Source organism: Parafrankia sp. BMG5.11, assembly GCF_004337455.1.
This window is the reverse complement of record NZ_SJXI01000013.1, coordinates 1-12,500: the sequence shown is the minus strand read 5'-3', so window position 1 is coordinate 12,500 and position 12,500 is coordinate 1. Positions and strand designations below refer to the sequence as shown.

General features: G+C 61.5%; 11 protein-coding genes, 3 tRNA genes and 2 rRNA genes (1 of these 16 running past the window's edge). 11 read left to right on the top strand and 5 right to left on the bottom strand.

Features of this window, described 5'->3' with window-relative positions:
• From E0504_RS07045 to E0504_RS07030, 4 genes are all read left to right on the top strand, one after another.
• A 23S ribosomal RNA gene (locus E0504_RS07045) occupies nt 1–2,444 on the top strand; it begins 351 nt to the left of the window's first position.
• Between the two features lie 114 nt (nt 2,445–2,558).
• Nucleotides 2,559–2,673 (top strand): 5S ribosomal RNA (gene rrf / locus E0504_RS07040).
• Nucleotides 2,674–2,781: 108 nt separating this feature from the next.
• Nucleotides 2,782–2,858: transfer RNA gene (locus E0504_RS07035), tRNA-Met, on the top strand.
• Between the two features lie 138 nt (nt 2,859–2,996).
• Entirely contained in the window at nt 2,997–3,770 is a 774-nt protein-coding gene (locus E0504_RS07030) for a class II aldolase/adducin family protein (protein WP_131622512.1), read from the top strand.
• A gap of 51 nt (nt 3,771–3,821) precedes the next feature.
• Here E0504_RS07030 and E0504_RS07025 read toward each other — a convergent pair whose 3' ends face one another.
• The 3 genes from E0504_RS07025 to E0504_RS07015 are packed head-to-tail and all read right to left on the bottom strand — an operon-like array spanning nt 3,822 to nt 6,081.
• Nucleotides 3,822–4,007: a DUF3606 domain-containing protein gene (locus tag E0504_RS07025; RefSeq protein ID WP_131622510.1), complete on the bottom strand. Its 186-nt coding sequence runs from the start codon at nt 4,005–4,007 to the stop codon at nt 3,822–3,824.
• A 59-nt stretch (nt 4,008–4,066) separates the two neighbouring features.
• Nucleotides 4,067–5,284 carry a CaiB/BaiF CoA-transferase family protein gene (locus tag E0504_RS07020; RefSeq protein WP_306769221.1) on the bottom strand — a complete coding sequence of 406 codons (1,218 nt, stop codon included), beginning with the start codon at nt 5,282–5,284 and terminating at the stop codon, nt 4,067–4,069.
• Nucleotides 5,281–6,081, bottom strand: coding sequence for a crotonase/enoyl-CoA hydratase family protein (locus tag E0504_RS07015; RefSeq protein WP_131622508.1), 801 nt, complete (start codon nt 6,079–6,081; stop codon nt 5,281–5,283). Before E0504_RS07015 ends, E0504_RS07020 begins: the two co-directional genes overlap by 4 nt.
• A gap of 99 nt (nt 6,082–6,180) precedes the next feature.
• Here E0504_RS07015 and E0504_RS07010 point away from each other — a divergent pair, with 99 nt between their 5' ends.
• From E0504_RS07010 to E0504_RS07000, 3 genes are read left to right on the top strand one after another with little or no spacing between them, the layout of a single operon-like run.
• Nucleotides 6,181–7,329 carry an acyl-CoA dehydrogenase family protein gene (locus E0504_RS07010; protein ID WP_131622507.1) on the top strand — a complete coding sequence of 383 codons (1,149 nt, stop codon included), beginning with the start codon at nt 6,181–6,183 and terminating at the stop codon, nt 7,327–7,329.
• Nucleotides 7,326–8,057 carry an acyl-CoA dehydrogenase family protein gene (locus tag E0504_RS07005; protein WP_207912238.1) on the top strand — a complete coding sequence of 244 codons (732 nt, stop codon included), beginning with the start codon at nt 7,326–7,328 and terminating at the stop codon, nt 8,055–8,057. The genes E0504_RS07010 and E0504_RS07005 overlap by 4 nt, the downstream gene beginning before the upstream one ends.
• 51 nt (nt 8,058–8,108) lie before the next feature.
• Nucleotides 8,109–8,912 carry a crotonase/enoyl-CoA hydratase family protein gene (locus tag E0504_RS07000; protein WP_131622505.1) on the top strand — a complete coding sequence of 268 codons (804 nt, stop codon included), beginning with the start codon at nt 8,109–8,111 and terminating at the stop codon, nt 8,910–8,912.
• Here E0504_RS07000 and E0504_RS06995 read toward each other — a convergent pair.
• The gene (locus E0504_RS06995; protein ID WP_207912236.1) at nt 8,909–9,607 is read right to left on the bottom strand and encodes an acyl-CoA thioesterase II; all 699 of its coding nucleotides are present in this window, start codon (nt 9,605–9,607) and stop codon (nt 8,909–8,911) included. The genes E0504_RS07000 and E0504_RS06995 overlap by 4 nt on opposite strands.
• A 188-nt stretch (nt 9,608–9,795) precedes the next feature.
• Here E0504_RS06995 and E0504_RS06990 point away from each other — a divergent pair.
• The 3 genes from E0504_RS06990 (at nt 9,796) to E0504_RS06980 (ending at nt 10,530) form a co-directional block, all read left to right on the top strand.
• Nucleotides 9,796–9,869: transfer RNA gene (locus tag E0504_RS06990), tRNA-Cys, on the top strand.
• 63 nt (nt 9,870–9,932) lie between these two features.
• Nucleotides 9,933–10,008: transfer RNA gene (locus E0504_RS06985), tRNA-Thr, on the top strand.
• Nucleotides 10,009–10,104: 96 nt separating this feature from the next.
• Entirely contained in the window at nt 10,105–10,530 is a 426-nt protein-coding gene (locus E0504_RS06980) for a hypothetical protein (protein ID WP_057884175.1), read from the top strand.
• Nucleotides 10,531–11,420: 890 nt separating this feature from the next.
• Here E0504_RS06980 and E0504_RS06975 read toward each other — a convergent pair.
• Nucleotides 11,421–11,648, bottom strand: coding sequence for a hypothetical protein (locus tag E0504_RS06975; protein ID WP_131622501.1), 228 nt, complete (start codon nt 11,646–11,648; stop codon nt 11,421–11,423).
• A gap of 509 nt (nt 11,649–12,157) precedes the next feature.
• On the opposite strand from E0504_RS06975, the gene E0504_RS06970 reads away from it, so the two are divergent.
• Nucleotides 12,158–12,460 carry a DUF1153 domain-containing protein gene (locus E0504_RS06970; protein WP_131622499.1) on the top strand — a complete coding sequence of 101 codons (303 nt, stop codon included), beginning with the start codon at nt 12,158–12,160 and terminating at the stop codon, nt 12,458–12,460.
• Nucleotides 12,461–12,500 lie beyond the last annotated feature (40 nt).

The following is a 12,500-nucleotide window of genomic DNA, read 5'->3' as shown; positions in this document are numbered from 1 at the left end:
GGCCGTAGCGGGTGACAGCCCCGTATGCGAAAGTGATGTTGAAGGACTCGAGTAGGGCGGGACACGTGAAATCCTGTCTGAACATGGGGGGACCACCCTCCAAGCCTAAATACTCGTATGTGACCGATAGTGTACTAGTACCGTGAGGGAAAGGTGAAAAGCACCCCGATTAGGGGAGTGAAACAGTTCCTGAAACCGAATGCTTACAATCAGTGGGAGCCTCTTTAGGGGGTGACCGCGTACCTCTTGCATAATGGGTCAGTGACTTAGTGTACCATGCAAGCTTAAGCCGTTAGGTGTAGGCGTAGCGAAAGCGAGTCTGAATAGGGCGACTGAGTATGGTGCATTAGACCCGAAACCCGGCGATCTAGGCATGACCAGGCTGAAGGTGCGGTAACACGCACTGGAGGGCCGAACCGTTGCATGTTGAAAAATGCTCGGATGAGTTGTGTTTAGGGGTGAAAGGCCAATCAAGCCGGGAAATAGCTGGTTCTCCGCGAAATCTATTGAGGTAGAGCGTCGGACGTATGCCGATGGGGGTAGAGCACTGGATGGGCTAGGGCTGCGCGAGCGGTACCAAACCTAACCAAACTCCGAATACCATCGAGTCTTATCCGGCAGACAGACGGCGGGTGCTAAGGTCCGTCGTCAAAAGGGAAACAGCCCTAACCTACAGCTAAGGTCCCCAAGTCATCACTAAGTGGGAAAGCATGTGGGATTTCCAAAACAACCAGGAGGTTGGCTTAGAAGCAGCCATCCTTTAAAGAAAGCGTAACAGCTCACTGGTCTAAATAAGAGATCCTGCGGCGAAGATGTAACGGGGCTAAAGTGATGCACCGAAGCTTAGGGTTCAGATCTTTGATCTGAGCGGTAGCGGAGCGTTCCGTAAGCGAGTGAAGCGGGAGGGTAACCGACCGTGGACGTATCGGAAGTGCGAATGCTGACATGAGTAGCGACAAAAAGGGTGAGATGCCCTTTCGCCGAAAGACCAAGGGTTCCTGCGCAACGCTAATCGGCGCAGGGTGAGCCGGCCCCTAAGACGAGCCCGAAGGGGGTAGTCGATGGGAACCACGTTAATATTCGTGGGCCTGGAGATGTGTGACGGATCGTGGACGTTGTTCTTCCTTATTGGATTGGAAGGGCGGCCAAGCGGTTCCAGGAAATAGCCTCTCCGTATAGACCGTACCCGAAACCGACACAGGTGGTCAGGTAGAGTATACCAAGGCGCTTGAGAGAAGTATCCTGAAGGAACTCGGCAAATTGCCTCCGTACCTTCGGAAGAAGGAGGCCCTCTTTCTGCGCAAGCAGTTGGAGGGGGCACAGGCCAGGGGGTAGCGACTGTTTAGCAAAAACACAGGACTCTGCTAAGTCGGCTTCAAGACGACGTATAGGGTCTGACGCCTGCCCGGTGCTGGAAGGTTAAGAGGAGGAGTGCAAGCTCCGAATTGAAGCCCCAGTAAACGGCGGCCGTAACTATAACGGTCCTAAGGTAGCGAAATTCCTTGTCGGGTAAGTTCCGACCTGCACGAATGGCGTAACGACTTCCCCACTGTCTCCAGGATATGCTCAGCGAAATTGAATTCTCCGTGAAGATGCGGAGTACCCGCGGTTAGACGGAAAGACCCCGTGCACCTTTACTGCAGCTTCAGAGTGGCTGTGGGAAACAACTGTGTAGAATAGGTGGGAGGCTTTGAAGCTCCGGCGCCAGCTGGAGTGGAGCCAACCTGTGAAATACCACCCTGTTGTTTTCTACAGTCTAACCTCGCACCGTTAGCCGGTGTAGGGACCCTCTGTGGCGGGTAGTTTGACTGGGGCGGTCGCCTCCTAAAGAGTAACGGAGGCGCGCGATGGTAGGCTCAGGACGGTTGGAAACCGTCTGCAAGAGTGCAATGGCATAAGCCTGCCTGACTGCGAGACTGACGAGTCGAGCAGAGACGAAAGTCGGTCATAGTGATCCGGTGGTCCCTCGTGGAAGGGCCATCGCTCAACGGATAAAAGGTACGCCGGGGATAACAGGCTGATGATTCCCAAGAGCTCATATCGACGGAATCGTTTGGCACCTCGATGTCGGCTCATCACATCCTGGGGCTGGAGCAGGTCCCAAGGGTTTGGCTGTTCGCCAATTAAAGTGGTACGTGAGCTGGGTTCAGAACGTCGCGAGACAGTTTGGTCCCTATCTGCCGTGGGCGTCGATTGTTGAGAGGAGTTGCCCCTAGTACGAGAGGACCGGGGTGAACATACCTCTGGTGTACCTGTCATTCCGCCAGGAGTGCAGCAGGGTAGCTATGTATGGACGGGATAACCGCTGAAAGCATCTAAGCGGGAAGCCTCCCTCAAGATAAGCAATCATCGAACCGTCGTAGACCACGACGTTGATAGGCCGGGTGTGGAAGTACAGTAATGTATGGAGCTAACCGGTCCTAATAGTTCTGTTCGCGCTTGATGAATCTGCACCATCAACGTCAGTCCTGTACTGCGTTGACGGGAGATCGTCCGGCCAGACGCTCATCTACATAACGACAACCGCATCGATTAAACCCAATTCGCTGGCTCCATTGCTTGGTGGCCATAGCGTCCGTGCCCCACCCGATCCCATCTCGAACTCGGCCGTGAAACCGGACAGCGCCGATGGTACTAACGCTCAAGCGTTGGAAGAGTAGGTCGTCGCCAGGCATTGCAGTCAGCGAGTTGCGGTAGAAACCCATTCACAAGTCAAAGGGCTGACCCTCACGGGCAGCCCTTTCGGCGTTTCCTGGCCAGTCCAGATCGCCGCCATGGTGCCGCGGGGTGGAGCAGTCCGGTAGCTCGTCAGGCTCATAACCTGAAGGTCGTTGGTTCAAATCCAACCCCCGCAACCATCAGATGGTTCTGAATTACGTAATAGCCTCACTGGAGACAGTGGGGCTTTTTTGCGTCTCCCGTAAAACCTGTGTGACTCTGCTCCGCGAGTGCGCTTATGCTGGTACACAAACGACAGCTCGGCAGAGGATGGCACGATGGCAACGGCAAACATGAGCCAGGCGAACGATGATATGGCACCCGGAGAATGGGCCGCGCGCGTCGATCTGGCGGCGGCATATCGCCTTGTCGCGCTTTACGGCTGGGATGACTTGATCTTCACGCACCTGTCAGCGCGCGTGCCGGGTCCCGAGCATCATTTCCTGATCAACCCGTACGACATGATGTTCGAAGAGATTACCGCATCCTCGCTGGTCAAGATCGATGTCGATGGTGCGCCCGTTGGCAAGAGCGAGCATCCGGTCAATCCGGCTGGGTTCACCATCCACTCTGCCATCCATATGGCTCGTGACGATGCGCACGCCGTGATGCACCTGCATACCCCGCACGGCCAGGCCGTATCGGCGATGGAATGGGGGCTGTTGCCGCACACCCAGACAGCGATGATCGCTGCACACGATGTCGCGTATCACGAGTACGAAGGCATCGCGACAGACCTGGAGGAGCGTGAGCGGCTGGTGCAGGATCTCGGCACCAAAAACGCGATGATCTTGCGCAACCACGGCACTCTGGCTGTGGGGGATAGCGTCGGCGCATGCTTCGTGCGGCTCTATTTCCTGGAGCGGGCATGTGAAGCTCAGGTGCACATGCTCGCCGCGGGGCGGGACCATCTCTACAACCCGCCGCAGGGTACCCCTGAGAAGGTTGAGCAGCAAAGCAATCCGAAGGGCATGGGCGCACTTGCGCAGGCGCTTGCCTGGCCGGCGTTGTTGCGGAAGCTCGACCGCATCGACCCGAGCTACCGCAACTAACGCGGCGTATGCGGTAGGGCGTCCCCCGCTGGCGGACGCACCCGCGTTGCGTTAACGGCCAAGCGCGCCCGCGGCTGCGTCCAGTTTTTCGCGGCTATTGCCGTGCTTGTCGATCAGTTCCTGTGCCTGATCGATACTGATCCCATGCTTTTCGGCAAAATAGCGAACTTCGTAGCCTTGTTCGCCTGCGACGCGTGCGCGATCCTGCCCGCCGCGATCCTGTTTGTCGTCCGACATCACAAGTCTCCTTCCGGCAGGTTAACTCACGGGATTCGCGGAAGTTTCCGCGGAGCGGTTCAGTGGTCCGCCGAACCGTGTGCGACGGCGCCGCTCGATAACAACCCTTCGATCTCCGTCTCGGAGAGATGGAGAATGTCACGTAGAATGGCGCGAGTGTCCTCTCCCGCGCGTGGAGGTGCCCGGCGATAGCTTGCCGGTGTGGCGGAGAGCTGCGCGGGAAAGCCCACGAACCGGACTTCGCTGCCATCGCGGCGTTCGATGGAACGGACGAGGCCGCGTGCCTTCACCTGCGGTGCCGCTAGAGCTTCGGGCACTGTATTGACGCGGCCGCTCGGCACGCCTGCATTATTCAGTGCTTCGACGAGTTCCGCCGACGACCAGCCCGCCAACACCGGTTCGATCGCCGCCAGCAGGGCATGCTTATTGGCGCTCCGAACGCTCATGGTCGCGAATGGCGGAGCGTCCGCCAGGGCATCAAGGCCAAGCACCCGGACCAGTTTGGCCCACTGCCGGTCGTTGGCGGTCGCAATCAATATGTCGCCATCGGCGCAGGTGAATACCTGATATGGAACGATGTTCGGGTGCTGGTTGCCGAGGCGTCCCGGTTCCTTGCCCCCGTTAAGCCAGTTGGCGGCCTGGTTGCTCATGACCGCGAGCTGCGCCTCCAGCAACGACAGGTCGATCCGCTGCCCCTGGCCGGTATTGTCACGGTGGCGCAGCGCGGCGAGAATAGCGATCGCCGCGTAAAGCCCGGTCGTGAGATCGCTGGTCGGCACCCCCACTTTCATCGGCGGACCGTCGGCCGCGCCGGTGACGCTCATCAGTCCGCTGAGGCCCTGGATCAGAAAATCGTATCCGCCGCGGTCCTTGTCGGGACCCGTTTGCCCGAACCCGGTGATCGAACACCACACAAGATCGGGCTTGATCGCTGCCAGACTGTCATAGTCGAGCCCGTAACGGGCGAGACCGCCGACGCGGAAGTTCTCCACCACCACATCCGCTGTCGCAGCAAGCCGCCGAATGATCTCGGCGCCTTCGGGCGTGGCGATGTCCACTGCGATCGATTGCTTGTTGCGGTTGGCGCAGGAGAAATACGCCGAGTCCGTTGACTGCGCCAAAAAGGGCGGCCCCCAGGCGCGGGTGTCGTCGCCGGCGCCCGGCTGTTCCACCTTGATCACCTCTGCCCCCAGATCTCCGAGGATTTGCGTCGACCACGGTCCCGCGAGCACGCGCGACAAGTCGAGCACGCGTATACCGTCAAGCGCACCGCTCACCGGTTCTTGAACTCCGGCGCGCGCTTGTCGAGGAAGGCGTCGAGAGCTTCCTTATGGTCATCCGTATGGTGCGACAGGGCCTGGTAAGCCGCCGCGGTTTCCAGGTGAGTGGCCAGCTTCTGATCCATGCCTTCCCGCATCATCCGCTTGGCAAGGCGGGTGGCGTGGCCGGGGCTCGAAGCGACGGCTTGGGCTAGCTCCTGCGCCCGGGCGAGTAGTCGCTCTGCCGGATGCACCTCGCTCACCAGCCCCCATGCGAGCGCCGTCTGTGCGTCCACCGGATCGCCAGTCAGCGTCATCTGGCTCGCGCGGGCATAGCCGATCACCCGGGGCAGCAACCAGGCGCCGCCGCCCCCCGGAATGATGCCCAGTTTCACGTAGCTTTCTGCGACCACCGCGCTTTCCGCCATGATCCGCATGTCGCACATCAGCGTGATGTCAAAGCCGAGGCCGATGGCATGGCCATTGATCGCCGCGACGACCGGTACCTCGAGCTCCCACAAGGCGCGGCCGATCCGTTGAACGGTCGTGCGGTAATGGTTGCGCTGATCGAACGGGGAGCCGGAGAACATCCCGGTCCCCTCCCGCATCGCCTTCACATTGCCCCCTGAACAGAACGACTTTCCGGCACCGGTCAGCACGAGCGCACGGACCGAACGGTCGCGTGCAAGGCTTTCGGTCAATTCAACGAATTCCGCGCTCTGGTCAGGATCGGTGATTGCGTTGCGATCTTCGGGGCGATCCATCGTGACGGTCATCACCGCACCATTGCGTTCGATCCTCAGGAAATCACCCATGCCCGCTCCTTTCGCTTTGTACCGGCTGTAAGGGGCGGGCGACCGCTGAGCAATTCTCCCGTTGCCGTCCACGCTTCGCTCGCGCAGACAGGGCGCGACGTGTTCGAGAGCCTGACCCTTGCAGCTATCCCGCCAGAGGACGAGGCGCTTCGCCCGCAGGTCCGTGCCCTGGCGCAGGAGGTCGTCGCCGCGTTGTCGCTGGAACAGCGCGCGCGATCGTGGATGGGGCATGATGCTGAGTTCAGCCGCAAGCTGGGCGCGGCGGGCCTGCTCGGCCTGACGCTTCCACAGGAGTATGGCGGCGGCGGGAAGGGGCCATTCGCTCGATTTGTCGTGGTGGAGGAACTGCTGGCAGCCGGCGCTCCGGTCGGCGCGCACTGGATCGCCGATAGGCAAAGCGCGCCGTTGATCCTCAACTTCGGGACGGAGGCGCAGCGGCAATCCTACCTCCCGCGGATCTGCCATGGTGACGCGCTGTTCTGCATCGGCATGAGTGAACCTGGCGCCGGGTCCGATCTTGCCGCTGTGCGCACCCGCGCGGAGCCGGTCGACGGAGGCTGGCGGCTCAGCGGTCAAAAGATCTGGACCACCGGGGCCCAGTATGCCGATTACATGATCGCGCTGGTTCGCACGTCGGGCGGGCCGGAAGACCGCCACGCCGGCCTGTCGCAATTGATCGTGGACCTGTCGCTGCCGGGTATCTCCATCCGCCCGATCAAGGATCTGACCGGTGACGAGCACTTCAACGAGGTTTTCTTCGATGGCGTGGAGCTGCCGGGGGACTCGTTGATCGGCGCCGAGGGGCAGGGCTGGGCGCAGGTCACCGCCGAGCTGGCATTTGAACGCAGCGGTCCTGAACGGATCTATTCTAGCCTGGTGTTGCTGGACGGATGGTTGGCGCACTTGCGCAAGGCCGGCCGCACCGATGATGCCACCGCCGCGCTGGTTGGCGGGTTCGTTGCGCGGCTGGCGGCGCTTCGGGCGATGTCGCTCGCCTGTACCGCGCGGCTCGCGGCGGGAGAGAGCCCGGTGGTCGAGGCAAGCCTGGTCAAGGACCTGGGTACGGCTTTCGAGCAGGATTTGCCGCTGGCAATCGCCGATGATCTAGCGAGCCACGATGAGCCGGTCGACGCGGATCTTACGCGAGCGTTGACGTACGTTACCCGCGTCGCTCCCAGCTTCTCGCTGCGCGGCGGAACGCGAGAAATCCTGCGCGGGATCATCGCGCGGGGGCTGGGCCTGCGGTGACAGAGTTCCTCGAACCGTTCGAGCGGATGCTCACGCTGCTGTTTCCGGCCGACCGAGTGCGGGCGATCGACGCGGGCGCGGAATGGCAGCACGAGCGCGAGGAGGTCGGGCAATCGGGGTTCCTTGACGCGCTCGTGCCCGAAACCGCAGGCGGCGCCGGAATGTCATTGGCCGACGCCGCCCAGTTATGGCGCGCGCTCGGTCGCAACGCGGCCCCGATTGCGATCGGCGAAGCCATGGTGTCCCGGGCCGGCCTCGGTGCCGAAGCCGAGGTATTGTTACTCGCCGCGGCCCTCTCGGGTGCCGCGGACCGGGTGTTGGCGATGAGCGCCGCTTACGCCGGGGAGCGCAGCCAGTTCGGCAAGCCGATCGGCCGGCAGCAAGCGCTCCAGCAGCAGCTCGCGGTCATGGCAGAGGATTGCGTCGCCATCCGCCTCGCCGTTGAGCTTGCCGCTGCTGGTGAGCCGCCCGACCGGTTGCGTATCGCCGTGGCCAAGTCAGTCGCCTCGTCAGCCGCGCCTCGCATCGCCAACGCCGCTCATGCCGTGCACGGTGCCATCGGAATCAGTGCAGAATACGACTTGCAGCTCTACACCGGGCGGTTGCATGAATGGCGCGCGGCCCTGGGTTCCGAGACCCGCTGGAACCGCGAACTCGGCCATGCGCTGCTCGTGAGCCACGCGCCCGTGCTGGACTGGACCCGGGCGCGGCTGTTCGGCGAAAGGTAGACAGCGCACCGGCGTTGGGCGACGGTGCAGCAAAGGGACAAGGATGCTGGCATGAATTTTCGCGCAAACGACCGGGTTTCCATCGATCTTGAAGACGACGGCGTCGCGCAGGTCCGGCTGACCCGCGCCGACAAGATGAACGCGCTCGATGGCGAGATGTTCAATCGACTGATCGAGGCCGGACAGGCGCTGCAGAACATGAAGGGGCTGCGGTGCGTGGTCCTGGCGGGTGAGGGGCGCGCATTCTGTGCCGGCCTCGATCTGTCCAGTTTCGGCCGTGAACGCGGTGACGAGCCCCCGCTGACCGAGCGCACCTTTGGCAACGCCAATCGCGCGCAGCAGGTGGCAATGCAGTGGCGCAAGCTGCCGGTCCCTGTCATCGCCGCGGTTCACGGCGTGTGCTTCGGCGGCGGTCTGCAAATTGCCAGCGGCGCAGACGTGCGCGTGGTCGCGCCCGATACGCGCATGGCGATCATGGAAATGCGCTGGGGCCTTGTGCCCGACATGGGCGGCATCGCCCTGTGGCGCGACCTGATCCGGGGCGATGTGCTGCGCGAACTGACCTTCACCAACCGGGAGTTTACCGGGACGGAAGCCCAGGCGATCGGTCTGGCGACCTACGTCGAGGATGACCCGCTACAGCGTGCCACCCAAATCGCCCGCACCATCGCCGATCGTAACCCCCACGCGATGCGCGGCGCAAAGCGCCTGATTAACGCGATGGCGGACAAGAATACCGCTGACCTGCTGATGGAAGAAAGCCTCGAGCAACACCCACTGCTGGGATCAAAAAACCAGATGGAAGCCGTGATGGCCGGAATGCAGAAGCGAAAGGCGACCTACGAAGACGTCTAGCCGAAAATGGCGGCCGCCTGCATCCCGGCAAGTACCTGCTCGCCATCGGCGTTCCACAGCCTGAGCCGCTCGCTTGAGTATCCGTGGTCGGCATGATCGCTGGCGGCTTCGGCCAGGAACCAGCCGTCGCGGGTGCGGGCCTCGGGATCGAGCAGGTTAAAGCTCCAGTTGATCGATGACAGCGGCCCCTGGCGCTGCATCGCGCGCATGGATCCGGGCGGCAGCGCATCCCCCAGGACAATCGCCTGGATGACCGGGTCCAGTCCCTCACGGTCGGCAAGACGGACCCAGCGGCGCACCAGCGGCGGACCCTTGCCCCGTTCATCCTGCGCGCGGCGAATCTCAAGATTCTGGGTGAAGAAGTTGGTCGGGCTTGGCACGCCCTCGCAGTCTTCCGGCGCTCCTGGCCATTGATCGACCTTGCTCGCCGGGTGCAGCGCATTCGGCTCCCGGCTTTCGCCAAACAGCATCAGCGCGGTGAGCGCGAGCTTGCCGTCGCTGGCGATATCGCTGCGCACCTGGGTCACGTTACGGCCCTGGCGCACCATCTCGACCTTGAACGACAGGTTCGCCCCGACCGGCGCGACAAAGCCGACTTGCGCGGCCCGGAATGGCGGCAAATCGGGCATGGCTTTTCGCACCGCCGCCAGCGCCAGCGCGGCCGATGCGCCGCCGAACAGGGTGCGCCCCTGCATCCAGTTCTCCGCACCCGGCAGGGTGACTGGGCGAGTGTCAGCGGGAACCGCATCAATTAGGTTGGCAAAACGCATAGGCTGCGTTGCATAGCGAAACGCAAACCATTCGCCAGTCCCGATTGCGTTGCGCGCGGCGAGCCGCTAGGGCGCCGCTTCCTCCACGCGAGTGGGGGCCGTTATCATGCTAGGGCCCGATGGCGGAGTGGTTACGTAGAGGACTGCAAATCCTCGCACGCCGGTTCGATTCCGGCTCGGGCCTCCAGATTGTCGCGGACAACAGACGCGTTGCGGCAAACCGCCGTCGGCGTTAATGGCCCGCCCGAGTGCCGCTTTAGCTCAGTTGGTAGAGCACATCATTCGTAATGATGGGGTCACAGGTTCGAGTCCTGTAAGCGGCACCACCTTGTTTTTGCTGGCGAAACAGGCTCGCCGGGCACGCGAAATTCTCCGCCCACGAGTCGAGCTAGCAATCACCTAGCTAGCACGGAGAGCGTTCAGTGGAACTAGCGGCAGGCATCAGCGCGGCGAGCAGCGCGCTCGAAATTGCCAAAGCGATGCGCCAGATCGGCAAGGATTACGACGCGGTCGTGATCAAAGGTCAGGTCGTGGACCTGATGGACAAATTGTTGGACGTGAAGACCGCGCTTCAGGACGCGAAGGCCGAGACCGAGGCGAAGGATCACGAGATCGAGCAGCTTAAGCAGGCGGCTCAGGTCCGTGTCGAAACGGTAGAGCGCCACGGGATGCGTTTCAGGGCCTCACAGGTCCGCGAGGGCGAACCCCAGGGCTTGCCGTTTTGTTCTCGTTGCGATCAGGTGGACGGTCGAATGATCACCACCGCCGACAATGGACGCGGAGTGAAATGTCCGCAGTGCAAGGCAACTTTCGAGCATGCCCGCTTTTACCTCTGGGACAACGACTAGATCAGGCTGTGGCGGCCCTCCGCCTGTCGTTTACCCCCCACTGACCGAAAGCTACCGGAAATATTCTTGAGCCCCCGCAGCCTGCGCTCGGCTAGCAAGTGTCGGAAAACACGAAGCTATCGAACCGATTCCGGTTCAAACTACCGAAGAGGCACTTCCGGTAAGTCGTCTCCGCCGAAAACGCTCTCAGGAGGCACTGACAAAACCGACAAAGCCCTAGTCGACCAGCCATGCCGCCCAGCCTCGGCGGTTGGTGAAAATATGAAGTGCGGAAAACGTGGCGGCAGGGACTTGGAGGATGCCCATTGCGAGGGTTCGCAAATTACGTCGCGGTGGTCGAAAGCCGCCATTCCGCTAAGGACCTAAAAGCAGGCATTTGGGTGGCTCGGTCTCGTAGGCCGCTTTGCGCCCAATATCGGACATAGGCGAAGATCGCTGCCGCTCCTGGAAGCGGACTGTCAGCTTCTTAGCTCAAGCGGCTAAAAGCGGACTGGCAGCAAACGACCCATTGCAGACGTCGGACGCGGTGATCCCGCCTCTTCACCAGTTGCAGGAGCCGTGGACCCAAATTGCGCCGAGCTTCAGACACCTCGCCGGATTCTGACCAATCAGCTTGTGAAAGTCAGGAACTGTTGGAGCGGCCCGCGCATTAGGGTTGCACAAGGGCGCACCCCACCCCCCCTCCCGTCCGGTGCGCCAAGACCCGATCAACTAGCCCCCGCTTCGGCGGGGGTTTTCTTTGGGTGCAATTACATCGACCACTGAGGCATCAGTAATCTAGCGAGCGGCAACCGCCGCGTTTCCTGCCCTCGTTGCGCCCAGACGGATCAAAACGAAAAGGGCCTCGCCGAAGCGAGGCCCTCCTCCCCCCGGACGAAACTCACTGAAACTCAGGCGCTGACTGCATCGTCGTCATCAGCGGTCAGGAGCAGAAAGAGCATGCCAGCAGCCGCGAGAGCGACGATAATCAGGGCCGGGCCAATGCGGCCTGCAAGCTGGCTCTCGTCGCTTGCCTCGGCGCTTGCACGCTCGACGGGCGTATTGACTGCCTGAGCGACGACCGGAGTAGCTGCCAGGGATGCTGCGGCTCCAAACAAAGCCAATTTATGAATGCTCATAGTTTACTCCTGCTCTTGTTGCGGATCATTGAGCATAAACGGCAAAGGCACAAGCATTGTTCCAGTAACGGGTTAGCTTGGACTGACTAGCGACGCTAACTGGCTCTGTGACGGCACAAAGACTTCACGGATCGATGTCTTACTCGGCAAGTGGGTCAACTGCTTCAAGACGACAGCCGCGCGCACCTCAACCGGGTCGGTCAAACCCGCTGCAGATCAACGAGCCAAGACCGAACCGAATGGTTGCTGATGGCTTGTGCGTGCGCCGTAGTCAGCGGACGGTCTGCGAACGAGCCCGCAGTAGCCGCTCTGTGGAGCGCGTCTGCATTCTGCTGGAGCGATGGCTCTAAAGGTCAGCTTGGTTGTTACCGTGGTCCTGCTAGAGATCGTTTGATCAGCGACCAGCCTATCTATGCGCCTGAACACTCAGGATTAACCTCAGTGCTTCAGCATGAGCAAAGTAGAGGCTTCTAAGGGACGAACTTGGCGCCAGTAGGCAGCGAGGACCCATGATCGAGAATCAGAAAATTCGTGCGGCTCAGGTGATTGGGCCGCTGGGCGAGCCTTTGGGCATGGAAGATCTACCACCCCGCGATACCAAGCGCTGGGTAATACGACGCAAGGCCGAGGTCGTGGCGGCGGTGAATGGCGGTCTGCTGACGATCGACGACGTGATTGAGCGCTACCACCTCAGCCTCGAGGAGTTCAACTCCTGGCAGCGCGCTGTCGACCGCTCGGGCATGCAAGGACTGCGGGTCACCCGAACCCAACACTATCGCGACCTTTACGAGCGGCGACTCCGGTATGGCTGACACCTCCTCTGGAGCGGGCTCTTCCTGCCGCTCAGGATCG